We start from the raw sequence: 24,610 nt of genomic DNA, 5'->3' as shown, positions 1-24,610 counted from the left end.
GGCGCGACACCTCGACTCTCATGCGCATCATTACCGCGAATCTGAACGGCGTGCGATCCGCCTCCAAGAAGGGCTTCTTCGAGTGGTTCGGCAATCAGAACGCCGACATCCTGTGCGTGCAGGAAATCAAAGCCCAGTTGCCGGACATGACGCCGGACTTCCTCAAGCCGCACGACTATCAGGGCTATTTCCACTACGCCGCGAAGAAGGGTTACAGCGGTGCCGGTGTGTACGTGCGACGTGAGCCCGACGACATCGTGATCGGCTGGGACAACGCCGAGTTCGACGCCGAAGGTCGTTATGTCGAAGTGCGTTACGGCAACCTGTCGGTGATCTCGGTCTACATCCCGTCGGGGTCGAGTGGCGAGGAGCGTCAGGCGGCCAAGTTCCGTTTCATGGCGGACTTCATGCCGCACCTGCTGGCGCTCAAGGCCGAGGGACGCGAAGTCGTGCTGTGCGGTGACGTGAACATCGCGCACAAGGAAATCGACATCAAGAACTGGAAGGGCAACCTGAAGAACTCGGGCTTCCTGCCGGAAGAGCGCGCGTGGCTCACGCAGTTGTTCGACGACCACGGCTACGTGGATGTCTTCCGCACACTCGATCAGCGTGCGGAGCAATACACGTGGTGGAGCAACCGCGGGCAGGCGTATGCGAAGAATGTCGGTTGGCGCATCGACTACCAGATCGCCACGCCCGGCATTGCTGGCAAGGCGAAAACGACCTCGGTGTTCCGCGACATCAAGTTCAGCGATCACGCGCCACTGATCGTCGACTACGACCACGCGCTGTAAGCACTGCGCTTCGTAGAATCCGGAAAAGCAAAGGCCAATCCTTGATGAGGGATTGGCCTTTTTGTTGGGTGAAAGACGTCACAAGAACACAGCGGCGTCGACCTGAAAGCGCTCTGCAAGCTTCTTCGCCACGGTCTTGCTGATCGCGCGCCGTCCCGAAAGAATGTCGCTCAGCAGCGTTTGCGACGCGACGTCGAGCAAGTCCTTTTGCCGAAGCCCATGCTCGGCCATCAGGTGCCGTAGCACTTCACGGGGCTCCGCATCTGGAATCTCGACGTATTGGGACTCCCACAGCTCAATCAGATCCGTGACGATGTCGAACAGCGACATGAGTGGGTTGGCGTGATCGCCTTCATCAAGATTGTCCGCCAGCACATCAGCTAAGCGCACCATCTGGCGATAGTCGGCCACGCTACGGATCGGGCGCAAATGCGCTTGCGCCTGCAACTGCGCCCAGGTCTGCGCCATCAGCGGCAAATTCCCAACGGCTTGTCTTCTTTTCATGATCGTCGATTCCCTTTGCTCCAGGCGTCGTACTCACGATGCGAGAAAACACCTCGAATGTAGAGCTTCTGCTGATCGTAGTGGAGGCAGGCCACGATGCGGAATTTGTTACCACCGACGTTGAACACAGTGAATCGCGGGGGGACATAGTCCGCACTACCGAACCACTGCTTAAGTTCGGAGAGGTTCTCCGCCCGGCACGTTGAAGCCAGTCGATACCACGCCGTCATCACATCTTGCGCGTCCGGACGACTCAACCAGAACTCTCTGAGTCGCGCCTTGGAAATCACCCGCATGCCCCCGCCTTTCCATGAATTCGAATTGGTCGATCATTGGGGGGACGCGAGAATATATCGCAAATTGCGATGTTTCGTAGGTGTGAACAGTCTGAAAAAAAGCCGGTTCGTTCGAACCGGCCTTGGAGCCATCCATTAATTGTCGATAGCGACCTGGTATATCACCGTGCCCCACCCGCAGCAGGCACACCATCGCCACCGTCGTCGTCAGCACCCCACGGGGCGACTTTGGGCAGGAGCAGCATGCCCGGAATCGCGAGTGCCGTGCAGATGAGGAAGAACGTCAGCCAGCCCACACCGTCCACGATGTAGCCCGTGCCCGCGTTCGCGAACGTGCGTGGCACCGACGCGAGACTCGTGAACAGTGCGAACTGTGTCGCCGTGTAACGCGGATCCGTCGTGCGTGCGATGTAAGCCGTGAATGCCGCCGTCCCCAACCCCGCCGTGAACGCCTCGAACGCGATCACCGCGCCCAGCCCCGCCACCACCGCACCGGCCTCGGCCAGCCACGCGAAGCCCAGCACCGACACCAGTTGCAGCACGCCGAACACCCACAACCCTCGGTTGATGCCTAACTTGATCAGCCAGATCCCGCCGATGATGCCGCCCGCCACGCTCGCCCAAAGGCTCGTCGCCTTCGCCACCACGCCGATCTGCGTCTTCGTGAAGCCCAGATCCAGATAGAACGACGTGGCCAGCGACGTCGCCATCGAATCGCCCAGCTTGTACAGAAAGATGAACGCCAGCACGAGCAGCGCCTGCGACCAGCCGCCACGCGTCACGAACTCGTGGAACGGCTCCACGACCGCCTCGCGCAACGTCTTCGGCGGCGTGCCGCGAATCTCGGGCTCCTTCACCACCAGCGTCATCACGATGCCCGGCAGCATGAACGCCGCCGTCGCGAAGAACACCTGCGACCACGGCAGATGGTCGGCCATGATCAGCGCCAGCGATCCCGGCACCAACCCCGCCACCTTGTAAGCGTTCACGTGCATTGCCGTGCCCAGCCCCTGCTCGCGATCGGACAGCAACTCGCGTCGGTAGGCATCCAGACAAATATCCAGACTCGCGCTGAAGAACGCGAGCGCCGCTGCCAGCGCGGCAATCGTCATCAGATCGCGCTGCGGTGAATACGTCCCCATGATCGCGACCGCGCCCGCCACCAGCAACTGCGTGACGAACATCCACCCGCGACGCCGCCCCGGCTTCCATCCCAGAAAATTGGGCGCGAAGCGGTCCATGAGCGGGGCCCACAGAAACTTCCACGTATAAGGGAACTGGATCAGCGCGAACAGGCCGATCGACTTGAGATCCACGTGCTCACTGCGCAACCATGCCTGCACCAGATTTAGCAGGATGAAAAGCGGCAAGCCGGAAGTGAAACCGAGAATCACGCAGATGAGCATCCGCGTGGGGTGGAAGACGCGCCCGTCGTCGGGCCGCAGCGAATCGGTCATGGAAAGGACAATTGGGGCCAGCCGCCTGCGATGCACGGCGCCCGGCCCCCGACGTCCATTGCTGCACGGGGTCCGGCGCTACGCTGCCCCGCAAGCTGCCGTCGGTTCAGGAACGCTTGACGCGATAGACCGCAAGACTACCACGCCAGTTCGCGCCCACCGACACCAATCGCCCGTTGTGGAGTACCGCGCGATCCAGAATCTTCACGCCGACGTCAGGCGCCAGCGCTTCGAAGTCCTTGATCGTCAGCACACGCACGTTCGGCGTGTTGTGCCACTGGAACGGCAGACTCTTCGACACCGGCATGCGGCCCTGCAACACCGACAGCCGGTGCGGCCAGTAACCGAAGTTCGGGAACGACACGATCGCTTCGCGTCCCACGCGCACTGTCTCACGCAGAATGTCCGCCGTGCGGTGAATGGTCTGCAACGTCTGCGACAGAATGACAGTATCGAAGCTCTGATCTTCGAACAGCTTCAGGCCGTCTTCCATGTTCTGCTGAATGACGTTGATGCCGCGCTGTGCGGACGCGAGGACGCCCGCGTCGTCGATCTCGATGCCGTAGCCGCTCACGTCGAGTTCGTCGGTCAGCAGACGCAGCAACGATCCGTCGCTACAACCGAGATCGAGCACCTGCGAGGACGGTTCGATCCATCGTGCGATAACGCGAAAGTCGGGGCGATCTGCAAGCGAGGCCGAAATGCGATGACGCGACGCCGCCAGTTGCGCGGCCTGCGCGCTGTTGGTCACGTGATTGGCCGGTGTAGTGGACTGGCTCATACGCCGACCTCCTGAGCGATACGTTCGTAATAAGCGCGCACCAGATTGTGATACCGCGCATCGGTAAGCAGGAAGGCGTCGTGACCGTGCGGGGCATCGATCTCGGCGTAGCTCACCGTGCGGCGCGTGTCGAGCAGCGCCTTGACGATCTCGCGCGAGCGCGCCGGGGCGAAACGCCAGTCGGTCGCGAACGACACGATCAGATATTTGGCGGACGTGTGCGACAACGCCTTCGCCAGGTCGCCACCGACCGTGCGCGCCGGATCGAAGTAATCGAGCGCGCGCGTGATCAGCAGGTAGGTGTTGGCGTCGAAGTACTCGGCGAACTTGTCGCCCTGATAACGCAGGTACGACTCCACTTCGAACTCCACATCGAAGCTGAAGCGGTAGCCGTCGTCCTTGCCGTTGCCATTGCCGTTCCCGCCTCCGCCCTTCACCTCGTCGACTAGCGCTTCGGCGCGTCGCAGCGCGCGGCCGAATTTGGTCGCCATGTCCTCGTCGGACAAATAGGTGATGTGCCCGATCATGCGCGCCACGCGCAAGCCGCGACGCGGCACCACACCGTGCGCGTAATAGTCGCCGCCGTGGAAATCGGGATCGGAGAGGATCGCCGAGCGTGCGACCTCGTTGAAGGCGATGTTCTGTGCCGAGAGCTTCGGCGTGGACGCGATCACCAGACAGTGCCCCACCCGCTCGGGGTACATGATGCTCCACGCCAGCGCCTGCATGCCGCCCAGACTGCCGCCCATCACGGCGGCAAACTTGCGGATGCCGAACGCGTCGGCCACACGGGCCTGCGCATTGACCCAGTCTTCGACCGTCACGACAGGAAAGCGCGCGCCGTACGGCGTGCCGGTGGCTTCGTCTAGGCTCATCGGCCCGGTCGAGCCGAAGCACGAGCCGAGATTGTTCACGCCGATGACGAAGAAACGGTTGGTGTCGAGCGGCTTGCCCGGACCGACCATGTTGTCCCACCAGCCGATGTCTTTGGGGTTGTCGGCAGCGATGCCGGCCACGTGATGCGACGCATTGAGCGCGTGACACACCAGCACGGCGTTGCTGCGATCGGCATTGAGCTCGCCATAGGTCTCGACCATGAGGTCATAGCCCGCGAGCGTGCTGCCGTTTTGCAATGCCAGCGGCTCAGCGAAATGCATCCGCTGCGGCGTGACGATTCCGATTGAAGATTCCATAAATCCCTGTCCGAAACATGCCGGGGGCAGCGTCATCGTCGAGACAAATCGACGGACGGTGTCCAGAAGCGTTCTGTGCGGGAAAAGGGGTCGACGGAAAAACGGCGGGGTGCGCGAACGACCTCTTTAGCCGCATTTTTATTGAATGTCCCACGACGGAGATCCTCCGTCAGAGTCATTCGCGCGCCCGCAAGCGAGTCACCAAATCGGCGCGCCAATCATCGCAACAAGGCCGGACGATATGTCGTCAGCCCTGTCACGCGTTGCAAAAGTATAACGTAATCTGCGCACAGGGCGCAGACGAGCCACCGCAGCCCAGATTAGCGCAGCAGCGCAGCCACTTGCGGCTCGGCCCCTTCGGCCGGCGAGCGCTTGAAGCCGCTCTTGGCAAAACGGTGCCAGCGACCCAGCACATACGAGACGAGCAGGTTGGCGCGCGAATTCGCGTCGAACGTTTCAGGCAGCGTGCCTTGTGCGGCAGCCAGGCGCAGCACCTGACGCAGCGACGCTTCGATGCGGTCGAGCAACTGGTTCATGCGCTCTTGCAGACGCTCGTGTTCGCCGACCAGTGCTTCGCCGGTCAGCACACGCGTCATGCCGGGGTTCTTCTCGGCGAAACCGAGCAGCATCAGCACGATGGCGCGCGCTTGCGTCACGCCATCCTGATCCTGTGCGGAAATCTGGTTGATCAGGCCGAAGATGGTCTGTTCGATGAATTCGATCAGGCCTTCGAACATCTGGGCCTTGCTCGCGAAGTGGCGATAGAGCGCCGCTTCGGAGACATCGAGACGCGCCGCGAGCGCGGCCGTGGTGATCTTCTCGCCCTTGGGCGTTTCAAGCATGGCCGCGAGGGTCTGCAACACCTGCACGCGGCGCTCGCCCGGTTTGGGACGGGTGGTCTTCACCGGCGCGGGCGCGGGCATGGCCTCCAGCGCGTCGGCGGTGCCGAAACCGGCGCCGTTCGAAGAGTTTTCCTGCTGCATCGTCTGGTCGTTATCAGTTGGGATTATGTAATCGTCGCGCGGCCAGGGGCTGGCGGGGAACCTGACTGAGCCCTCACCGGCCCGTCACTTGCCCCTCACATGCCTGGCACCTGCCCCGGTCGCCAGGTACGCCCTTAACTCGCGCAGAGATTGTACTTTGATATCTACGAAGTGTGGGCGGCCACTTCGCGCCATGACCTTGCCAAGACTGTTTCTCACCGGCAGATGCCCCGTGATCCAGACCGTCTTGATGCCGAAATGACGCAGGTGCTTCAGGTGCGAGCGCGTGTCCTCGACAAGCCATGTGTTCGCGGGTGTCAGTCCCTCACGCACGAGCAGACGGCGCAACATCGTCGGGTCGGGTTTGGCCCGCCAGCCACGACGGTCCGCCATGTCTTCGATGCTCACAAACCGCTCGAAATGACGGCCAATTCCCAAAGCCTCGACGATCGGCATGGCGTAGTGCGCCGGTGCGTTGGTCAGCAAAATCTTGCGTCCCGGCAGACCGGCCATCAGACGGGCAATGCCGCGCTCGGCGCGCAGCACCTCGGCCAGCGGCGGCAATTCATGGACTTGCGCAAGAAATTCGTGCGGATCGATGGCGTGATGCCGGATCAGTCCGAGCAGCACCGCGCCGTAGCGCTCGGTGTACGTCGAGCGCAAAAGGTTCGCTTCGTCGTGCGGCAGGCCCAGCTTCTCGACGATATAGGCGGTCATCGCGCGGTTGATGCGCGGAAAGATCGCGTGAGACGCGCGATGCAGCGTGTTGTCCAGATCGAACAGCCAGACCGGACCGCGCGTGCCGTGCTCGCTACGGGCGAGGTGCGCCCGGCGTCGCCGGCTCAGAACGTGAGAAGAAGACACGGAGATAGCGGAATTTTGCGAGGAGATACGTGAACATGACCGTCGTCGCGAGCGCAACGGGGTCTCAGCAAGCCAAGATGCTAGCGCGCGCCGCTCACTTTGACAAATCGGCTCAGCCTGCCTTATCCCCGCCTCCGGTCCCTCTGCGCTCCGGCATCTGTCGCGCCGTCAGCCCGCGCGCGCCTTCGCGCGCACCCGCAGCAGACTGACGCTCCCCCCCAGCGCCGCGAGTATCGTCGCGCTCACCATCGCCGCGCGCGCGCCGTCATCGCCATAGAGATCGAACAACAACGCCACCACGGCCGCCCCGAGCGTCATGCCGACGGTTCGGGCAATCGTCATCAGACCGCTCGCCGCGCCGCTGCGCTCGCGCGGCGCGCCCATCATGATGATGCGGTTGTTCGGCGTCTGGAAGAAGCCGAAGCCCACCCCGCAGATCACCATCCGCCAGGCGATGCCCCAGTCGCTCGCGTCCGCAGGCAACCACGCCAGCGAGGCCAGCCCCACTGCGAACACGCCCAGTCCCAGCGCACTCATGCGCGCGCTGTCGAAGCGATCCGATAGCCGCCCCGCGAGCGGCGCGATGAACACGATCACCAGCGGCCATGGCGTGATCAGCAGCCCCGTCGCCGCCTCACTGCGCGCGAACGTGTGCTGCAACAAGAACGGCATGCCGACGTAGGCCAGCGTCTGCGCCATATAACAAGCGACCGACGTGAGCGACGACAACGCCAGCACCGGCACCCGCATCAGATCGAGCGGCAGCATGGGCGTCTGACGACTGCGTTGATGCCGCACGAGCACCACCGCCACGACCAGCCCGAGCACGATCTGCAACGCGGCGACACCGTGATGCCCGGCCTCGCCGACATGACCGAGCCCGATGATGATGAGCGCGAGTGTCGCGGCGTTGAGCAATGCACCGGGCACGTCGATGCGCCGCTCGGCCCCCGGCGTGCGTGGTAGGAACCGGTACGACGCGCCCAGCGCAACCAGCCCGATGGGCAGATTGATGGCGAACAGCCAGCGCCAGTCGCCCAGGGTGAGAATGACGGCCGCCACGCTCGGCCCGGCCGCCGTCGACAGGGCGACGGTCAGGGCCAGCAGCGAGATCGCGCGGCCACCCATGTGCGGCGGGAACACCATGCGCAGTAACGCGGGGACAATCGTCGACATGCACGCACCGCAAAGCCCCTGCACCACGCGCGCCGCGACAAGCCACGAAAGCGAGGGCGCGAGCGCGCAGCCGAGCGACGCCAGCGTGAACCCGGCCACGCCGCACAGGAACACGCGCCGATAGCCGAGCTTTTCGCCCAGTGCCGCCAGCGGCAGCACGGCCATCGCAAAAATCAGTTGGTAAGCATTGACGACCCACACCGTCGAGGCGGGATCCGCGACGAGGTCGCGCGCGATGGTCGGCAATGCCACGTTGGCAATCGACGCATCGAGATTGCCGAGGAAGGTGCCCAGCAGAATGGAGGGCACGGCAATACGGCGTGCGCTCGCGCACAGACCTTCGGCCAGCGTCGCGGCGGGTGCCATCGGTTGCGTCATACGGCGGACTTCATCAATCGTTTTGGAGGGAAGAATGGAAAAAATCTCGGCCCGGGATTCGCTTCTCGCTCGCCAGTGCCTGCTTGGCATCATAGCCCGGGCCGGGCAGGAAAATCATGCGCAATGGTGCCGCTCGGGGAATGTTCGGCTGCACACGGTCATGCCGCACGACGTCTGCCGGATCACTCGCTCGTTATGCGCGGCACGCCACCACGACGCCGCCGCGCAACAGAGAGTGACGCAGCACCGCGTCACGTGCGATTCGCCCCCCCGGACGCCCCACACGTGCTCGCTACGCGGTGCCGCGCTTGATAAGACTCAGGCGTCAGAACGTGTGCTGAATGCCCAGCATCGTACCGAACTGGTTGCCACCGGTGACGACCGAACCGCCCGCCGCAATCGCCACTGCGCCGTTCTGGCTGTTCGCCACCCAGCCTGCCATGCCATACAACGACGTACGCTTCGAGAGCGAGTACGTGGCGCGACCGATGAGCATCGTGGCGTTAGCCTTGCTCTTCAGCTGGTAACGAATGGCCTGTGCGTCGAACGCCCAGGTGATCGTCGGCAGATACGTGAAGCCGATGAAGTAGATGTCCGAACGCAGCGATGCAGCGTCGGCGCTCACGTTGCGGTGAATCCAGCCACCGCCCACGCGACCCGTCGACCACTTGTAGTACGCGTTGATGACCGCGTGCGAATCGGTGTAGTTCGAGCTGGTCAGCGGTGCGGCTGCGCCGGTGTTGCCGCGCATCTGGTCGTACGACGCCGAAATGCCGAAGTTCTCGTAGTCGTAACCGAGCAAGCCCGTGAATTGCTTACAGGCCTGATAGTTGCCGGCGACGTTACCCGCGCAGTTCGTGGCCGACGGTCCGCCCGCGGCCGAGCCATCGCGCCCGAAGCTGTACGTTGCACCGACGGTCACGCCGGAGAACTTGCCCATGTACCCGATGGCGCTGTCGCTACGTGCGTTGGCGATGTACGGGTCGATACTGGCGAGCGAGAAGATCGACGGTCCGATCACGTCCGCGTTACCCGTCACGTAGAACGTCATGTTGTTCTGACGGCCGATGAGCACGGTGCCCCACGAACTCGACAGACCGACGTTGGCCTGACGACCGAACAGACGTCCGCCGTAGTTCAGACCACCCGTGCCCGGCTGAAAGCCGTTTTCCAACGTGAAGACGGCCTTGAGACCGCCGCCCAGATCTTCGACGCCCTTGAAACCGAAGCGCGACGGCACCTTGCCCGTGAGGGTCGGTTCGCCGACGAAGCTGCCGCCATTGGCAGCATTGTTGTAATAGGCGATGCCGGTATCGACGATCCCGTACAGCGTCACGTTGCTTTGCGCGTGCGCCAGGCCTGCACCCAGCAGCAGGCCAGCGGCCAATGCGTGTTTCACTTTCACTTCTGTCCCCTTGTTTTTAAATACACAGCTACTCCAAACCTCAACCTCCAGAGCGCCAACGACGTCGACGGTCCGGCCTTTGTTGGGACGGCACTGCGGCCGCCTCCGGTACTGCATTGCTTGCTCTTTCGGGTCACCGCTGCCGCCTCCTGTGCTGCTATTCGGCCTCGGTCCCCGTTGTTTTATGGCGCGACGTGAGGTGCTGTTTTTTTCCTCACGTCACGCTTCATGCTTCGCGTACGAAAGTGAAACGCGCTTCGCGCCGGGCGATGCGCCATCCCTGCGCCGTGCGCACAAACGTGTCCTCGAATTCGCCCATCACCTGACGGCCCTGCGCCGGACGTCCGAACGGTCCCGGCACGTCCCGTGCCGACCCGCTCCAGAGCAGCACGGTGCTGCTGCCGATGGCACCGGTCGCAGACGTCACCTCGATCAGCACGTTGCCGACGAGATGGCGCGTCAATCGGTCTGCCGGACGGTCGGCGTACGCCGCCGCAATCGCCACCGGGCCGACGAGCGTCTCGCCGTTGGGGCGCACCAGCACGCCCTTCTCGGCGAACAGCGCCGCCAGTCCCTGCGGATCACGACGGTCGTTACACATGACGAAGCGCATCACGAGGTCGTGACACGCTTGCTTGGCGAGCAACGCGTCGAGCGTTTGCTGATCGACGGCGTCGGGTGTTGATGCAATTTGTGCGGGTTGCGTGTTCTGCGTCATGCCGTCATCCCTTCGGTCGACGGCAAAGACAACCACGCACGCATGGCGGCAGCCACAGCTTCAGGACGTTCCATCGGGCTCATATGACCGCTGTGCTCCACCACGCTCAGCACCGCACCCGGGATCAGCCCGGTCATGATTTCGTGACGTGCGAGCGGGCTCCACGTGTCCTGTCGTCCGCACAGCACGAGCGTCGGGCAACGCACGTCCCCCAGTTGTGCGGTGGCATCCGGACGACCCAGCAGCGCATGGATCTGCGCAGCGAACTGATCGGGGTTGCTGCGCTCGATCATGTCGAGAATGGCGTCGAAGAGCGGCGTGCCGATCTGGTCGGGATGCACCATGCCCGTCGCCCAAACCTGTCCCATCGCGCGCATGCCCGCTTCGCGCGAACGGGCAAGCAACGTAGCGCGACCGCTACGCTCCTTCTCGGCGGCTTCGCCCTCGGGCAGTGCCTGATAGCCGGTGTCCAGTAATGCAAGATGGCTCACGCGTTGCGGTGCTCGGCGCAAGACTTCGAGCGCAACGCGCCCGCCCATCGAATGTCCGGCCAGTGCGAAACGCGGCTCGGGCGTCGTCGCCAGCACGTGATCGGCCATCGCGCCAATCGTGTCGAGCGCGCCCCACGCGGGCACGCGGCAATCGAATTCCGGCAGCAACGCGGCCGTAGCGGCCCATGCCACCTGATCGCAGAGCAGGCCGGGGAGCAGCAGCAGCGGCAGACGTTCCTGGCTCATACCGCGTCCCCCTTTGCCCACACGCGCGTCGGAATGCAGACGTCGCCATCGAACAGCCAGCGCGCGGTGCGCAGCAGGCCTGCACCGGTGACGTCGGTCTGCCCTTCGGCATCGAGACCGAGCGTCAGACGTACAGTGAATTCGCCCGTCGGATGTTCGATGGACACGAGTGGTGCGTCGCCATCCGGCACCACGGCCATCTCGTGACAGACGGTGCCCGGCAGCGCTGCTGCCGTCGCCACGCTGACGGCAGCCAGCACACCGATGGACGAATGGCAGCGATGCGGAATGAAGCAACGCGTGGCGAGTGCACCGCCGTCTTGCGGGGCCGCGACGAGACACATCTTCGGCACCGTGCGCGAACGCACGTCACCCAGGTTCATGCGCGGACCGACGGCGAGACGAATCGCTTCGATGCGTTCACGCATCGACTGGAACTGCGCATCCGCTTCGAGTTGCTGCCAGGACTCAGTGCCTGTGCAACCGAGGTCCGCTGCACGCATCAGTACGAGCGGCATGCCGTTATCGATACACGTGACGGTGACGCCCTCAACGACTTCCTGACGCGGCCCCGTCGGAAACAGCGCGCCGCACGACGACCCGGCGGTGTCGCGGAACATCAGTGGAATCGGTGCTGCGGTGCCGGGCACGCCGTCGATAGCTACATCGCCGTCGTACTTCGCGATGCCGCCCGGGGTCTGCACGGTGGCAACCGCCACCTGTCCCGTGTTGACCATGTGAATACCGACGTCGGTCACGTCGCCCGTTGCAGCGACGAGTCCTCGCTCGATCGCAAACGGGCCGACGCCTGCGAGCAGGTTGCCGCAGTTCTGTCCGTAGTCGACACGAGCTTCGTCGACTACGACCTGCGCAAAGAGATAGTCGACGTCGGCATCCGCACGCGTCGCACGCGAGACGATGGCGACCTTGCTCGTGAGCGGGTTCGCACCGCCCATACCGTCGATCTGACGCGCATCGGGCGAGCCCATCGCAGCTAGCAGCACAGCGTCGCGCGTGGCGGCGTCCGTGGGTAGATCGTCGGCAAGGAAGTACAGCCCCTTCGAGGTGCCTCCCCGCATGACGGCGGCGCGAATGCGCGTCTGTGAGTGCTTCATGTCGGACAAGTCGCGCCCCTCACTCGCCTTGCAACTCGTCGAGCGAGTCGACATAGCGCAAGCCCTTCGCGGCGAGACGCTCGCGCATCTTGTAGTAGTCGAGGCCGAGCGTGCCGCCCGCGAGGACACCGCGCTTGTAGGCCTCATCCGCACCGCGTGCAGCGGCCGCCTTCGCGACAGCCTGTGCCGTGGCGAACGGCACCACGACGACACCGTCGTCGTCGGCCACGATCACGTCGCCCGGATTGACGATCTGGTTCGCGCACACGACCGGCACGTTCACCGAGCCGAGCGTTTCCTTGACCGTGCCCTGCGACGAGATGGCCTTCGACCACACCGGGAATTTCATCTCCGTGAGCGTGCCGATGTCGCGGCAACCGGCGTCGATGATCAGCCCGGCAACGCCGCGCGCTTTCATCGACGTGGCGAGCAAGTCGCCGAAGTACCCGTCGTCACACGGCGACGTCACGCCGACCACGACGATGTCGCCCGGTTGCGCCTGCTCGACCGCGACGTGCAGCATCCAGTTATCGGACGGCGGTGCAAGCACGGTCACGGCGCTACCGGCCACCGCCGCACCGGCGTAGATCGGACGCAGATAGGTGGCCATCAGACCGAGACGGCTTTGCGCCTCGTGCACGGTGGCGCTGCCTGCGCTGCGCAGAATGTCGAGCGTAGCGGCATCGACACGGGGAATCTGACGAACGACGACGCCGCGAATCATGACAGTTGCTCCGTAACGACCGGCGTGAGACGCATCAGCCCTTCCGCGTACTTGATGTCGCGCGACGCGGTGATACCGATGTTGCGTTTGGCTTGCACACCACGTTGCAGCGCCACGCGCGTGTAGTAATCCCAGAGGTGTTCCTGACCGGCCATGCATTCGATGGCGGCGCGCTTCTTGTCCCACACCGGCGTGATGTCGACGAAGGTGTTCGGAATCCACTCGCACTGCTCGGTCTGATGCGGCTCGAACGCGAGCACAGCCGGCGCACCTATGATCTTCTCGCCCGGCTTGTGGCCTTCGGCCTGTGCGATCACGCGGGCTTCCTGCGTGACGTGCATGGCCAGCGGGTGATCGAAGTTGTACGGGTCCTTCTCCGAATGGCTCAACACGAAGGCGGGCTGCACATCGCGATAGATGTCGACGAGCTTGAATAGCGTCTCGTCGGATACACGCATCGGGTAGTCGCCGATATCGAGAAACTCGATCTCTGCGCCAAGAATGTCGGCCGCGCGTTGCGCCTCTTCACGGCGTGCGGCCTTGACCTTCGCTTCCGTCATCTCAGCGCCCTTGCGCCAGAGCTTGGCCGACTCGCCGCGCTCGCCGAACGACAGGCAGACGATCTTCATGCGATAGCCCTGCGCGACGTGCGTGGCAATCGTGCCCGCTGCGCGCCAGACGAAATCTGCCGAGTGGGCGCTGACGACGAGGCCAGCCAATCCCGAGTTGCTGCTGTGCTGTGTTGTGCTCATGTGTTTGACTCTGATACGTGTTGCGCGGCCCGGCGACGCTCGCTCAGGCGCTTTCCAGTCCGACCAGCGTGCCGAGCAATTCCGGCGACGCGGCCAGATCGCTGCTGCGTCCCGCCCAGACCTGACGGCCCCGGTCGAGCACCAGCGCGCGGTCGGTGAGTTCCAGTCCCAGTTCTGCGTGCTGCTCCACGAGCACCACGCCCATCCCACCGTCTGCCCGCAGCTTCCAGAACGCGTCGACCAGTTGATCGACGATGACGGGCGCGAGCCCCTCGAACGGCTCGTCGAACAGAATCACGCGGGGGTTGCCGATCAGTGCGCGGCCGATGGCGAGCATCTGCTGCTCGCCGCCCGAGAGTTGATTGCCCAGATTGCGACGGCGCTCCTTCAGACGCGGGAACAGGTCGTAGACGCGCTCCAGCGTCCAGGCCCCTTTGTCGTCGGCCGCATTAGCCACGTCGCCCATCGCCGAGACTTGCAGGTTCTCTTCGACGGAGAGCGACTTGAAGATTTCGCGCTCCTGGGGCACCAGCGCCAGTCCGGCGCGGGCGCGCTTGTAGGCGGGCCATGCGGTGATGTCGTCGTCGCGATAGCGCAGCACGCCGCCGTGACGCGTGGTGAGGCCGAGCAGGCTCAGCAGCAACGTGCTCTTGCCCACGCCGTTGCGTCCGAGAATCGCGACGGCTTCGCCAGCTGCCACACGCAGGCTCAGGTCTTCGAGCACGATGGTCTCGCCATACCCGGCACTGAGTCCGCCGGCTTCGAGCAGAATGTCAGTCATGATGGCGACGTCCCAGATAGATATCGCGCACGCGCGGATCGCTGCGCACTTCGTCCTTCTCGCCTTCCATCAGCACCGCGCCTTCGACCAGCACCGTAATGCGGCGCGCGAAGCGGAAGACCAGATCCATGTCGTGTTCGATGACCATCACCGCAACGTCTGCGGGCAGGCGCTCCAGCAGTTCGAACAACTTTCGGCCTTGCCCCGACGGCACACCGGCGACCGGTTCGTCGAGCAGCAGCACCTTCGGATCGAGCGCCAGACCCAGCGCGATTTCGACCTGACGACGCTGGCCGTAAGCGAGTTCGTTGATGCGTTTTCCAGCGAGGTCGATCATGCCGAGGTCGCGCAGACGCTCCGCCGCTTCCTCCACCACCGCCGGGCGATTCGCCAGCGGGCGACCGATGCGACCGTCGAGCCCGCGTCGCGACGTGAGCGCGAGGCCCACGTTCTCTGCGACGGTCAACGTGTCGAACAACGTGTTGAGCTGGAACGTGCGTGCGAGACCGAGCTTCACGCGCTTGTGCGACGGCATCGACGTCACGTCCGTGCCGCCCACGCGCACTACGCCCGCGTTCGGCTTGAGCACGCCCGTGAGCAGGTTCATCAACGTGCTCTTGCCCGCACCGTTCGGTCCGATCAGCGCGTGACGCGCGCCGACAGGCAGCGACAGCGTGACATTGCGCGTGACGTCCAACTGGCCGAAGCGCTTCGACAGTCCCTGAATTTCGAGTGCAGCGCTCACGGCGTCACCTCCTTGTCCGTGGTCGTTGCCTTGGTGTTCTCAGTCGGCGCAGGGACGGCGGCGGGTGCCGATGCCGAGCGACGCAGACGCGCCGCGAACCGGTCCACCAGACCGATGAGACCATCTGGTGCGAAGCGCACCACAACGATCAGCAACACGCCGAGTGCCGCGAGCCAGTTCGTCGGGTCGATAGCGGCGATGCGGTCGGACAGCACCATGAAGACAACCGCGCCGAGCACTGCACCGTACAGACGTCCGGTGCCACCGAGCGCGAGCATCACAAGCACGTTGGCCGAGAGCGTGAACGACAGCGTGTCGAGCGCGACGATGTTGTTGACCTGCGCCGAGAGTGCCCCTGCCACACCGGCAAGCGCAGCGGCAATCGTGTAGAGCATCAGACGACGCAGACCGACGCGCACGCCCAGAAGCGACATGCGCATGGCGTTCTCGCGAATGCCCTGCACCGTCAGACCGAACGGCGAGTTCACGAGGAACTGCGTGAGCAGATAGACGACGAGCAGCACCGCGAGCGCGTACAGATACGCCGTGTGACCGTAGATGTCGAACTCGAACATGCCGAGCACCGGCGAGATGCTGTAGCCCGTCAGACCGTCGTCGCCCATCGTGATGGACTTGGCGATGTTGCCCGCTTCGTACAGCAACGTGGCGCACGCGAGCGTGAGCATGATCTGCGTCAGTCCGCTCACCCGCAGCACCACGATGCCGGTGATCAGTCCGACAAGTGCCGCAACCACGGCACCGGCCACCAGACCCAGCAGCGGATTCGGCGAGACGTGCAGCGCGAACAGACCGGCCGCATAGGCACCGCTACCGAAGAACGCCGCGTGTCCCAGCGTCTCGATGCCGCAGTAGCCCTGCACGAGATCGAGCGAGAGCGCGAAGATGATCATGATCAGCACGCTCGTGGCGAGCGCCAGATACAGATCGGCGAAGAAGTACGTAGCGACAGCGGCGAGCAGCAGGAGCGCGTCGAGCATGCCGAGGCGCTTGCGACGCAGGGCCGGTGCGACTTGTGCAGCACCCGCCAGCGCTTGCGAGGGTTTCGTATGAGACATCGTCACCCTCCCCTTACGCACGACCGACCAGCCCTTGCGGGCGGATCAGCAGAATGGCCAGCACGGCCAGATAGATCATGAAGGCGCCGAGCGCGGGCACGTAGTAGCGGCCAAGCGTGTCGATCAGACCGAGCAGCAGACCGGCGTAGAGCGAGCCGCGCAGGCTGCCCAGACCGCCAGCGGCGACCACGATCAGCACCAGCACCAGATACTTCAGGCCGTAGTACGGCTCCAGCGGGAGGATCTGGCTCGACAGTGCACCGCCCAGCCCCGACAGGCCGCAACCGATGGCGAACGTAATCGAGAACACGAGCGGCACGTCGATGCCCACGCAGCGCGCCATGCGCGGGTTGTCGACGGCGGCGCGCAACTTCGCACCGAACGACGTGCGCTCCAGCCCCAGCCAGATGCCGAAGGCCACGACCGCGCTGCACACCAGCGCGAAGATGCGATAGACGGACACCGAGAACGCGCCGAAGTCCCACGTACCACGCAGGCCCTGCGGCACCGGAATCGTCTGCAACTCCGTACCTGCCATGTGCTTGGCAATCGCGCAGATGATGAACGCGAGGCCGATCGTCATGAGCAGCTGCCCCAGACCGTTGGCCGTGTAGACCCAGCGATACAGCGTGCGCTCAAGGATCGCGCCGAGCACCATCGTGCCGAGCACGCCGACGAGCAGGGCGACGAAGAAATCGAGGCCGGCACGCTGCATGGCCCACAAGGTGAAATAACCGCCGATCATGGCAAAGGCGGAGTGCGCGAGATTGACCACGCGCATCACGCCGAGCGTGACCGTGAGGCCCACGGAGATGAGAAACAGCAGCATCCCGTAGGCCACACCGTCAATCGACAACGACAGGAAAGTGGCAAGCGATTGCGTCATGAGGAATTACCGAAACCTAACGAACAGAGCGAACTTTGGGGGGCGTCGCCTGCGTTACTTCGCGGCCACTTCCGGGTGGCTGATATGCCACGGTTCGACCACCGACTTGTACGTGTCGATCGGCTTGTTGCCGAGCTTGCCGTCGATGGTTTCCACGCGACGGATGTACACGTTCTGCACGATTTCACGCGTCTTCGGATCGATCGACACCGGACCGCGTGCGCTCACCCACGAGTACCCCTTCACGGCGGCGATGGCGCGGTCGGCGTCCTTCTTGCCCCTGGTCGCCTTGATCATCTGAGCGATGAGCGTCATCGAGTCGTAGGCCGAGACCGAAGCGATCGACGGCAGTGCGCCCGGGCCGTACTTCGCCTTGTAGGCCTTCACGAACGCGGTGTTCTCCGGCGTCGTGAGGAACGGCGAGTAATGCAATGCGGTGATCGTGCCCAGTGCGCTGTCGCCAATCGCGGGCAGGTCCGATTCCATCGTCTCGGTCGTGGCGAAGAGCTGGATACCCGCCTTGTCGAGTTCGCGCTCCTTGAATGCCTTCACGAAACCGGCCGACATCGGACCAACCGGCATGAACATGAAGACGGCATCCGGCTTGGCGTCACGCACGCGTTGCAGATAGCTGGAGAAGTCCGTCGTGCCCAGCGGCACCTTCACTTCGACGGCGACCTTGCCGCCCGCCTTCTTGAACGTCTCGCTGTAAGCATCGATGGCGTCATAACCGGTGGCGAAGTCAGCCACCACGATGGCGGCGTTCTTCACGCCCTTCTTCGCGGCGTACTCGACAAGCGGCACGCTCACGGTCCACTGCGTGAAGCCGGTGCGCACGAAGTACGGCGACTTGAGCGTGACGCTGGACGTGCCCGAGTTACCGATGACGAGCGGCGTCTTGGTCTGGTTCACGACATCCGCCATCGCCAGCACGTTCGGCGTGAACGAGCCACCGAACAGGTACTGCACCTGATCGCGCACCACGAGTTCCTGTGCGAGCTGACGCGTGCGTTGCGGGTTCACGCCACCTTCGTCGCGCTCCAGGAGCACAATCGTATCGTCGCCGACTTTGCTCTTGTTCTGCTCCATCCACAGGTTGAGGCCGCGACGGTATTCCGTGCCCCACCACGACGCGGAGCCGGAGAACAGGCCCAGCACGCCGACCTTGATTTCCTCGGCACGTGCGACCGAAACGGCGGTGAATTGGCAAGCGCTCGCAAGTGCCACAGCGAGCCAGAGATGGCGCTTCATCATGGTGTCGTCTCCTCGTCGGCGTCGTAGCACCGATCCATTTTTCATGAAGCCGCGCCGGGGGTTGGCGCGCCTTTTCTATGTACCGGGACAGCTTAGGCAGACGAAATGAGCGCGTCGAACGACCTTCTCGCGTCGAGCGTTGCGTTTTTCGTATATCCCCGAGATTTCCCCTACGTTGCGAGACGTTTTTTTCGAGGGGAATTTCGCGCTGCGGGACGAGAGACGTTTCGCGAGTGGAACGCCCGCCGCACAAGGCACGACGGGCAGTCGTCAGGAGGCGTCGCGCCGTCGGAAAATCGTGCGCGAGCGAGTGAGGCGAGACATGCAAGTCATGGCGAATCCGGCGATTTTCGCCGCGCTCGCCGGGGCATCGGCGAGCGACCTGCAACGGATTTACGTCGGATGCTGCATCGTCGGCGCAAGCGCGCGTAATTCGTCGAGCAACTGCTCTGCGGCTGGCGAAAGCAAACCGTCGCGGCGCGTCGCCACGCCGATGGAACGGCGCGCGTGTTGCAACGTTACCGGCACCACGGCCAGTTCCCCCGTGCGCAACTCCGACGTGATCTGCACCGGCGAGAGCAACGCAAGACGGTCGCTCGACGACAGCAACCCGCGCACCACCGGTGAACTGCTCGCATGCACCTGCGTGTGCGGCAGCGCGAGACCTTCGGCATGGAACACGCGCTCGAACACGCCACGCGCCGGTGTGCACGGCAGCGGGCTGACCCAGCCGTACTCGGCCAGCTCTGCGAGCGTGGGCGTCTTTCCGGACGTCAGGCACGGATGGTCCGCGCGCGCGACCACCGACAGGTGATCTTCGAAAAGCGCTTCCTGACGGATATCCGGCGGCACGTCGTTGGCACGCAGCGCACCGACGATCATGTCGACGTCCGCCTGACGCAACTGACGCACGAGTGCTTCGTACGTGCCGTCGACCACCGTCACCGTGAGATAAGGCGACTTGTACAGCAGGCTGTCGATAGCCTTCGGCAACAGAAAGCCGCTCGATAGCGGCAACGCCGCCACAATGACGGTGCCTTGCTGACGTCCGCCGAACGGCGCAAGTTCGTCTTCGGCAATCGCCAGTTCGGCGAGCGCGCGTTTGACGGGACCGAGCAGCGCAACCGCCTCATCGGTCAGACGCGTGCCGCGCGGCGTGCGCCGGAACAGCTTGATGCCGATGAGGTCTTCGAGCTGATCGAGATTGCGCTGGATGGTCGGCTGCGAGCATTGCAGACGCGTCGCCGCCAACGGACCGCTGCCCAACTCTGCGACGGCGATAAAGCTCGTGAGTTGCTGCGGCGCGACCACGGCTGCGAACCGGCTTGCGGCACGCGCGCCGCCGTCCGCTTGCGACGCCGTCGCCGCAAAGGCTTCGCGATAACCGTTCGCCAGCTCCGCGAGCGCACGCGTCGCGCGCACACCGAGCCGTTGCCCGGCCGCGTTCGGAATCATCCCGCGACCGCTGCGGTGAAACAGCGGAAAGCCCAGCTCTGCCTCGATGTCCGAGATGGAGCGGGCCACGGCCGATTGCGAGAGATGCAGCATGCGGGCCGCGCGTGCGACGGAATCGCACTCCAGCACCGCGACCATCGCGCGCAACCCGCGCAGCTTGCGAACCAGCAGTGTGGCGTCGTTGCTTTGCGGCGCACGGCTCCACGTACCGCGTTCGTGACACGCAAGCCGTGGCGCCGGCGGCGCGTTGGTCAGACTGATGGCGGTATCGATCGCCATGTCAGCGCATGGTCGGCACGCGACGCGTGGCCATAAATTCTTCGAGCGATTCACCGCGCATGAGCGCATAGACTTCGAGATTCGTCTTGCGCACCACGCGTGCAAACTTCTCCAACACGAAGAAGTTCACGCCATGACGCACGAGGCCGAGCCAGTCCTGCGCCTGCACCATCGCCTGCTCGTCGGCCGTGAGACCGGCAGCGGTCATGGCGGCGACCGGATCGTTGAGGAACGTCTCGCGATTCTCGGCGCGAATCATGTGCCAGAAGAAGCGATTGAGCTTGAGCGTGCGGTTGCTCACGCGCAGATCGAACGCGTAAGTGCCGGTGATCGCTTCGATGCCTTCGAGTTGCGGATTCATGCAGCGTCATCCTCGTAGAGCGCGACGGTCATGGCGGTCGTCGTCGCGAGGTAGTAGTTCAGATGCAGACGCTTGATGCGCGGGCCCATTGCGCCACGCATCGACAGCCACATGATTTGCTCGACGCTCTCCGCGCCGCCACGCTCGACGTAGTCCACGTGCTTGAGTTCGGTCAGCTTTTCCGGCTCACGCTCCAGCAGATCGAGGAATTCGCGATCCCACGATTCGTCGTTGTAGCCCGCGCGCTCGCCGTGGATCTGATGCGAGAGACCGCCCGTGCCCACGACGACCACTCGCAGATCTTCCGGATACGACTCGATGGCGCGACGCACCGCCTGCCCGAGGCGATAGCAACGACGGCCCGTCGGCAGCGGGTATTGCAGCACGTTGATGGCAATGGGGACGACCGTGCCCGGCCAGTCCGGCTTGTGCGGCCACAGCAGCGGCAGCGGCGACGCGCAGCCATGATCGATCGGCTTGTCCTGAAACACCGTGATGTCGAACTCGTCGTTCACAAGCGACTCGGCGATGTGTGCCTGCAACGCCACATCACCGCGAATCGGCGGCAGCGGACGCAGCCCTGCGCCTTCGTCGGCTATCGGGAACGACTCGCCCACGCCGAGCGCGAACGTCGGGTACATGTCGAAGAAGAACGTCGTGGCGTGGTCGTTGTAGAAGAACACGAGCACGTCCGCCTGCTTCTCGGCGAGCCACTTCGCCACCGGCTCGTAGCCCTGGAACAGCGGCGCCCACGCGGGATCCTGCTGCTTGCCCTTGTCGTACGCCACACCGATGGTCGGCACGTGCGACGTCCCGATCCCCCCAATGATCTTTGCCACGCTGAATGTCTCCGTTTCTTGTCTTGTCATGCCCGGGCCGCAGAATGAAACCGCCCGAATTTATGCAGGGCCGAGTCTATCCGGGATCCCGTATTCGCATAAACAAGGGTATTTACTGATGCGTTTACGAATTACGGGATCCCATAATGAAAAAAAGCCGGTACTGGCACGTCCAGTCTGTCCGGCACGCATGTAAGCGAACGAAAGGAGACGCATGCTGCATCCCACACCGACCACGGTCCAACTGCGCGAAATGATCCTCAAGGGCGAACTCGCGCCGGGCGAGCGTCTGGCCGAAGCTAAGCTGGCCGAGCAACTGGGTGTCTCGCGCATGCCGGTACGTCAGGCGTTGCCGGTACTCGCGGAAGAAGGGCTGGTGGTGCGCGCCGGACAACGCGGCTACGCAGTGCGGGCGCACACCCGCGACGAGAGCGTCGAAGCGCTGCATCTGCGCGGTGCGCTCGAAGGTTATGCCGCGCGTCTGCTCGCCGAGAAAGGCGCGAGCGCGGAGCTGCTGACGCAATTGCGCGAGCTGCTGGCCGAGGGCGATGCGCTGCTGGCGGATCACCAGATGACGCCCGAAGTGCAGATCGGCTACGCGTCGCTCAATGCACGCTTTCACGATCTGCTCGTCACCGGCGCGCGCAATCCGTTGCTCGAGGGGTTTATCGCGCGCTGCAATCTGGTGCCGTTCGTGGCCCCGCGCACGGTGGCGTTCGGTCATGAGGATCGACGCCAGTACGCCGACATCATCGCGTACGCGCATCGTCAGCATCACGCGATTGTCGAGGCGATTGCCGCGCGCCAGCCCGACCGCGCCGAATTCATGTGCCGCGAGCACATCGTCACACAGGAACACAGCATGGGCGCGCAGTTGCTTTGATGCGCTCACCTTAGTCACCCCTATCCCATCCATCCGAATCGAAACGAGAGTGCGCCAAACCCTCCCTACGAAGGCGCACCAAGGAGACAAACGATCATGTTCCTCAAAAACACCTGGTACGTCGCATGCACCGCCGACGAGTTCACTGATAAGCCGCTGGGCCGCAAGGTCTGCAACGAAGCGATGGTGTTCTTCCGCGACGGCAACGGTAACGTCGCCGCGCTCGAAGACTTCTGTCCGCATCGCGGCGCAGCGCTGTCGCTGGGCTTCGTCAAGGACGGCCACCTCGTGTGCGGCTATCACGGCCTGACGGTGGACGGCGGCGGCAAGTGCACGAAGATGGTCGGTCAGCGCGTGGGCGGCTTCCCGAAGACGCGCTCGTTCCCGTGCGTCGAGCGCTATGGCTTCGTGTGGGTCTGGCCGGGCGACGAAGCGCTGGCGAACCCCGATGAAATCCCGCACCTGGAATGGGCCGTGAGCGACAAGTGGGCGTATGGCGGCGGTCTGTATCACATCAAGTGCGACTATCGTCTGATGATCGACAACCTGATGGATCTGACGCACGAGACCTACGTGCACGCGACGAGCATCGGTCAGGAGGAGATCGAGGAAGCGCCGCCGAAGACGACCGTCGAAGGCGACATGGTCATCACGGCGCGTCACATGGAGAACATCAAGGCCCCTCCGTTCTGGGCGAGCGCGCTGCGCGCCAACGGTCTCGACGATCAGGTGCCGTGCGACCGCTGGCAGGTGTGCCGCTTCACGCCGCCCAGTCACGTGATGATCGAAGTCGGTGTCGCGCATGCGGGTCATGGCGGCTACGACGCGCCTGCCGACAAGAAGGCCGGCAGCATCGTCGTCGACTTCATTACGCCGGAAACCGACGAGTCGATCTGGTACTTCTGGGGCATGGCGCGCAACTTCAAGCCCGAAGACGCCGAGCTGACTGCCGCGATCAAGCGTGGGCAGGGCGGTATCTTCGCCGAAGACCAGGAAGTGCTCGAAGCGCAGCAGCGCAATCTGTCGGCATATCCGGAGAAGAAGATTCTCAAGCTGAACATCGACGCGGGCGGCGTGCAATCGCGCAAGGTGCTCGACCGTCTGATCGACGCCGAGCGCGCGGGTGCAGCCACCGGCGGCGTGGAGAACGCAGCATGAAAGTCCGGCTGGCGAACAAACGCGATGTCGCGACCGACATCTGCGAATTCGAACTGGTGAGTGTCGACGGCAGCGCGCTGCCGGACTTCACCGCCGGGGCGCACATCGACGTGCATGTGGCCGATGGCCTCATCCGTCAGTACTCGCTGTGCAACGCGCCCGGCGAAACGCATCGCTACTGCGTCGGCGTGTTGCGCGATCCGCAATCGCGTGGCGGGTCCGTAGGCATGCATGCGCTGACGGTCGGCACCGACATCGAGATCAGCGCACCGCGCAATCACTTCCCGCTCGTGGACACCGCAAAGCACAGCATACTGCTCGCGGGCGGCATCGGTGTGACGCCGATCCTCTGCATGGCCGAAGCGCTCGCGGCGAGCGGTGCGTCGTTCGAAGTGCACTACTGCACGCGCGAACCGGCGCGCACCGCGTTTCGCGATCGCTTCGCTAGCGCTGGCATCGCCGACAAGACGCAGTTCTACTTCGATAGCGAAGGTGCTCGCGCCGACCTCGATGCGATTCTCGCGCAGCCGTCCGGCGGCAAGCATCTGTACGTGTGCGGCCCGGCCGGTTTCATCGACGCCGTGCTGACCCGCGCAGAGGCTGCGCAATGGCCGGAAGGCAACGTGCATCGCGAGTACTTCGCAGCGCCCGTATCGGCCAACACCGACGGCGAAGGCGACAAGCCATTTCAGGTCAAGTTGCATTCGAGCGGCCGCGTGATCGACGTGAAGGTAGGCGAGACCATCGTCGCCGCACTCGCAGCACAAGGTGTCGAAGTGCAGATGTCGTGCGAGCAAGGGGTGTGCGGCACATGTCTGACGCGTGTTATCGACGGCACGCCCGACCATCGCGACGTCTATCTCACCGACGACGAACGCGCCACGAACGATCAGATCCTGCCGTGTTGCTCGCGCAGCAAATCGCCCGTGCTGGTACTCGATCTCTGATCGAAATCGTCCCGCAATAAACCAACAGCCCCGCGTCGTCATTCGAGCGGGGCTGTTGGTTTTCATCGA

General features: G+C 64.0%; 26 protein-coding genes. 4 read left to right on the top strand and 22 right to left on the bottom strand.

Features of this window, described 5'->3' with window-relative positions:
• The first annotated feature begins 20 nt into the window (after positions 1-20).
• A complete protein-coding gene (locus tag PAQ31011_RS06995; protein ID WP_246179426.1) occupies positions 21-794 on the top strand; it encodes an exodeoxyribonuclease III in 774 nt (257 codons plus the stop codon).
• A 78-nt stretch (positions 795-872) separates the two neighbouring features.
• On the opposite strand, the gene PAQ31011_RS06990 is transcribed toward PAQ31011_RS06995, so the two are convergent.
• From PAQ31011_RS06990 to PAQ31011_RS06885, 22 genes are all read right to left on the bottom strand, one after another.
• Positions 873-1,298: a helix-turn-helix domain-containing protein gene (locus tag PAQ31011_RS06990; protein WP_150575147.1), complete on the bottom strand. Its 426-nt coding sequence runs from the start codon at positions 1,296-1,298 to the stop codon at positions 873-875.
• Positions 1,295-1,594 (bottom strand): type II toxin-antitoxin system HigB family toxin, encoded by a 300-nt coding sequence (locus PAQ31011_RS06985; RefSeq protein ID WP_150575146.1) that lies wholly within the window; start codon positions 1,592-1,594, stop codon positions 1,295-1,297. The genes PAQ31011_RS06990 and PAQ31011_RS06985 overlap by 4 nt, the downstream gene beginning before the upstream one ends.
• 161 nt (positions 1,595-1,755) lie before the next feature.
• Positions 1,756-3,051, bottom strand: coding sequence for an AmpG family muropeptide MFS transporter (locus PAQ31011_RS06980; RefSeq protein ID WP_150575145.1), 1,296 nt, complete (start codon positions 3,049-3,051; stop codon positions 1,756-1,758).
• Positions 3,052-3,157: 106 nt separating this feature from the next.
• Positions 3,158-3,832: a methionine biosynthesis protein MetW gene (metW, locus tag PAQ31011_RS06975; RefSeq protein WP_246179425.1), complete on the bottom strand. Its 675-nt coding sequence runs from the start codon at positions 3,830-3,832 to the stop codon at positions 3,158-3,160.
• Entirely contained in the window at positions 3,829-5,025 is a 1,197-nt protein-coding gene (gene metX / locus PAQ31011_RS06970; protein ID WP_150575144.1) for a homoserine O-succinyltransferase MetX, read from the bottom strand. Before metX ends, metW begins: the two co-directional genes overlap by 4 nt.
• Positions 5,026-5,345: 320 nt before the next feature.
• Entirely contained in the window at positions 5,346-6,008 is a 663-nt protein-coding gene (gene slmA / locus PAQ31011_RS06965; protein WP_039394856.1) for a nucleoid occlusion factor SlmA, read from the bottom strand.
• A gap of 84 nt (positions 6,009-6,092) precedes the next feature.
• Positions 6,093-6,872, bottom strand: a complete 780-nt coding sequence (locus PAQ31011_RS06960; RefSeq protein ID WP_150575143.1) for an HAD-IA family hydrolase — start codon at positions 6,870-6,872, stop codon at positions 6,093-6,095.
• Between the two features lie 168 nt (positions 6,873-7,040).
• Positions 7,041-8,426, bottom strand: a complete 1,386-nt coding sequence (locus PAQ31011_RS06955; protein ID WP_246179424.1) for an MFS transporter — start codon at positions 8,424-8,426, stop codon at positions 7,041-7,043.
• Between the two features lie 325 nt (positions 8,427-8,751).
• On the bottom strand, positions 8,752-9,831 hold the full coding sequence (locus PAQ31011_RS06950; protein ID WP_425495090.1) for a porin: 1,080 nt from the start codon (positions 9,829-9,831) through the stop codon (positions 8,752-8,754).
• A 226-nt stretch (positions 9,832-10,057) separates the two neighbouring features.
• Entirely contained in the window at positions 10,058-10,549 is a 492-nt protein-coding gene (locus tag PAQ31011_RS06945) for a nuclear transport factor 2 family protein (protein WP_150575142.1), read from the bottom strand.
• Positions 10,546-11,286, bottom strand: a complete 741-nt coding sequence (locus tag PAQ31011_RS06940) for an alpha/beta fold hydrolase (RefSeq protein WP_150575141.1) — start codon at positions 11,284-11,286, stop codon at positions 10,546-10,548. Before PAQ31011_RS06940 ends, PAQ31011_RS06945 begins: the two co-directional genes overlap by 4 nt.
• The gene (locus tag PAQ31011_RS06935) at positions 11,283-12,401 is read right to left on the bottom strand and encodes a 4-oxalomesaconate tautomerase (RefSeq protein ID WP_150575140.1); all 1,119 of its coding nucleotides are present in this window, start codon (positions 12,399-12,401) and stop codon (positions 11,283-11,285) included. The genes PAQ31011_RS06940 and PAQ31011_RS06935 overlap by 4 nt, the downstream gene beginning before the upstream one ends.
• 19 nt (positions 12,402-12,420) lie before the next feature.
• Entirely contained in the window at positions 12,421-13,125 is a 705-nt protein-coding gene (locus PAQ31011_RS06930) for a 4-carboxy-4-hydroxy-2-oxoadipate aldolase/oxaloacetate decarboxylase (protein WP_174990000.1), read from the bottom strand.
• Positions 13,122-13,877: a PIG-L deacetylase family protein gene (locus PAQ31011_RS06925; RefSeq protein WP_150575139.1), complete on the bottom strand. Its 756-nt coding sequence runs from the start codon at positions 13,875-13,877 to the stop codon at positions 13,122-13,124. The genes PAQ31011_RS06930 and PAQ31011_RS06925 overlap by 4 nt, the downstream gene beginning before the upstream one ends.
• A gap of 43 nt (positions 13,878-13,920) precedes the next feature.
• Positions 13,921-14,658 (bottom strand): ABC transporter ATP-binding protein, encoded by a 738-nt coding sequence (locus PAQ31011_RS06920; RefSeq protein WP_150575138.1) that lies wholly within the window; start codon positions 14,656-14,658, stop codon positions 13,921-13,923.
• Entirely contained in the window at positions 14,651-15,403 is a 753-nt protein-coding gene (locus PAQ31011_RS06915) for an ABC transporter ATP-binding protein (RefSeq protein ID WP_150575137.1), read from the bottom strand. The genes PAQ31011_RS06920 and PAQ31011_RS06915 overlap by 8 nt, the downstream gene beginning before the upstream one ends.
• Positions 15,400-16,479, bottom strand: a complete 1,080-nt coding sequence (locus PAQ31011_RS06910; RefSeq protein WP_150575136.1) for a branched-chain amino acid ABC transporter permease — start codon at positions 16,477-16,479, stop codon at positions 15,400-15,402. Before PAQ31011_RS06910 ends, PAQ31011_RS06915 begins: the two co-directional genes overlap by 4 nt.
• A 13-nt stretch (positions 16,480-16,492) precedes the next feature.
• Complete coding sequence (locus PAQ31011_RS06905) at positions 16,493-17,365, bottom strand: branched-chain amino acid ABC transporter permease (protein ID WP_150575135.1); 873 nt, start codon at positions 17,363-17,365, stop codon at positions 16,493-16,495.
• Between the two features lie 54 nt (positions 17,366-17,419).
• A complete protein-coding gene (locus PAQ31011_RS06900; RefSeq protein WP_150575134.1) occupies positions 17,420-18,619 on the bottom strand; it encodes an ABC transporter substrate-binding protein in 1,200 nt (399 codons plus the stop codon).
• A 393-nt stretch (positions 18,620-19,012) separates the two neighbouring features.
• The gene (locus PAQ31011_RS06895) at positions 19,013-20,353 is read right to left on the bottom strand and encodes a LysR family transcriptional regulator (protein ID WP_150575133.1); all 1,341 of its coding nucleotides are present in this window, start codon (positions 20,351-20,353) and stop codon (positions 19,013-19,015) included.
• Position 20,354: 1 nt separating this feature from the next.
• A complete protein-coding gene (locus PAQ31011_RS06890; protein ID WP_150575132.1) occupies positions 20,355-20,714 on the bottom strand; it encodes a protocatechuate 3,4-dioxygenase in 360 nt (119 codons plus the stop codon).
• Entirely contained in the window at positions 20,711-21,553 is an 843-nt protein-coding gene (locus PAQ31011_RS06885; RefSeq protein ID WP_150575131.1) for a gallate dioxygenase, read from the bottom strand. The genes PAQ31011_RS06890 and PAQ31011_RS06885 overlap by 4 nt, the downstream gene beginning before the upstream one ends.
• Before the next feature lie 214 nt (positions 21,554-21,767).
• Here PAQ31011_RS06885 and PAQ31011_RS06880 point away from each other — a divergent pair, with 214 nt between their 5' ends.
• The 3 genes from PAQ31011_RS06880 to PAQ31011_RS06870 all read left to right on the top strand — a co-directional run bounded on the left by PAQ31011_RS06880 (position 21,768) and on the right by PAQ31011_RS06870 (position 24,541).
• Positions 21,768-22,436 carry a GntR family transcriptional regulator gene (locus PAQ31011_RS06880; RefSeq protein WP_039394814.1) on the top strand — a complete coding sequence of 223 codons (669 nt, stop codon included), beginning with the start codon at positions 21,768-21,770 and terminating at the stop codon, positions 22,434-22,436.
• A 96-nt stretch (positions 22,437-22,532) separates the two neighbouring features.
• Positions 22,533-23,594: an aromatic ring-hydroxylating dioxygenase subunit alpha gene (locus PAQ31011_RS06875; protein ID WP_150575130.1), complete on the top strand. Its 1,062-nt coding sequence runs from the start codon at positions 22,533-22,535 to the stop codon at positions 23,592-23,594.
• Entirely contained in the window at positions 23,591-24,541 is a 951-nt protein-coding gene (locus PAQ31011_RS06870; RefSeq protein ID WP_150575129.1) for a PDR/VanB family oxidoreductase, read from the top strand. Before PAQ31011_RS06875 ends, PAQ31011_RS06870 begins: the two co-directional genes overlap by 4 nt.
• Positions 24,542-24,610: the final 69 nt, after the last annotated feature.

Origin of the sequence: Pandoraea aquatica, from assembly GCF_902459565.1 — a bacterium.
GTDB classification, from domain to species: domain Bacteria; phylum Pseudomonadota; class Gammaproteobacteria; order Burkholderiales; family Burkholderiaceae; genus Pandoraea; species Pandoraea aquatica.
The sequence above is the reverse complement of the archived record's forward strand: the minus strand, read 5'-3'. Positions and strand labels throughout refer to the sequence as shown.

Coding starts and splice junctions, on each gene's coding strand:
- PAQ31011_RS06985 (WP_150575146.1), bottom strand. CDS start 1,594: ATGCGGGTGATTTCCAAGGCGCGACTCAGAGAGTTCTGGTTGAGTCGT.
- PAQ31011_RS06880 (WP_039394814.1), top strand. CDS start 21,768: ATGCTGCATCCCACACCGACCACGGTCCAACTGCGCGAAATGATCCTC.
- PAQ31011_RS06900 (WP_150575134.1), bottom strand. CDS start 18,619: ATGATGAAGCGCCATCTCTGGCTCGCTGTGGCACTTGCGAGCGCTTGC.
- PAQ31011_RS06945 (WP_150575142.1), bottom strand. CDS start 10,549: ATGACGCAGAACACGCAACCCGCACAAATTGCATCAACACCCGACGCC.
- PAQ31011_RS06920 (WP_150575138.1), bottom strand. CDS start 14,658: ATGACTGACATTCTGCTCGAAGCCGGCGGACTCAGTGCCGGGTATGGC.
- PAQ31011_RS06875 (WP_150575130.1), top strand. CDS start 22,533: ATGTTCCTCAAAAACACCTGGTACGTCGCATGCACCGCCGACGAGTTC.
- metW (WP_246179425.1), bottom strand. CDS start 3,832: ATGAGCCAGTCCACTACACCGGCCAATCACGTGACCAACAGCGCGCAG.
- PAQ31011_RS06905 (WP_150575135.1), bottom strand. CDS start 17,365: ATGACGCAATCGCTTGCCACTTTCCTGTCGTTGTCGATTGACGGTGTG.
- PAQ31011_RS06935 (WP_150575140.1), bottom strand. CDS start 12,401: ATGAAGCACTCACAGACGCGCATTCGCGCCGCCGTCATGCGGGGAGGC.
- metX (WP_150575144.1), bottom strand. CDS start 5,025: ATGGAATCTTCAATCGGAATCGTCACGCCGCAGCGGATGCATTTCGCT.
- slmA (WP_039394856.1), bottom strand. CDS start 6,008: ATGCAGCAGGAAAACTCTTCGAACGGCGCCGGTTTCGGCACCGCCGAC.
- PAQ31011_RS06910 (WP_150575136.1), bottom strand. CDS start 16,479: ATGTCTCATACGAAACCCTCGCAAGCGCTGGCGGGTGCTGCACAAGTC.
- PAQ31011_RS06940 (WP_150575141.1), bottom strand. CDS start 11,286: ATGAGCCAGGAACGTCTGCCGCTGCTGCTGCTCCCCGGCCTGCTCTGC.
- PAQ31011_RS06930 (WP_174990000.1), bottom strand. CDS start 13,125: ATGATTCGCGGCGTCGTCGTTCGTCAGATTCCCCGTGTCGATGCCGCT.
- PAQ31011_RS06990 (WP_150575147.1), bottom strand. CDS start 1,298: ATGAAAAGAAGACAAGCCGTTGGGAATTTGCCGCTGATGGCGCAGACC.
- PAQ31011_RS06980 (WP_150575145.1), bottom strand. CDS start 3,051: ATGACCGATTCGCTGCGGCCCGACGACGGGCGCGTCTTCCACCCCACG.
- PAQ31011_RS06870 (WP_150575129.1), top strand. CDS start 23,591: ATGAAAGTCCGGCTGGCGAACAAACGCGATGTCGCGACCGACATCTGC.
- PAQ31011_RS06895 (WP_150575133.1), bottom strand. CDS start 20,353: ATGGCGATCGATACCGCCATCAGTCTGACCAACGCGCCGCCGGCGCCA.
- PAQ31011_RS06925 (WP_150575139.1), bottom strand. CDS start 13,877: ATGAGCACAACACAGCACAGCAGCAACTCGGGATTGGCTGGCCTCGTC.
- PAQ31011_RS06995 (WP_246179426.1), top strand. CDS start 21: ATGCGCATCATTACCGCGAATCTGAACGGCGTGCGATCCGCCTCCAAG.
- PAQ31011_RS06955 (WP_246179424.1), bottom strand. CDS start 8,426: ATGACGCAACCGATGGCACCCGCCGCGACGCTGGCCGAAGGTCTGTGC.
- PAQ31011_RS06890 (WP_150575132.1), bottom strand. CDS start 20,714: ATGAATCCGCAACTCGAAGGCATCGAAGCGATCACCGGCACTTACGCG.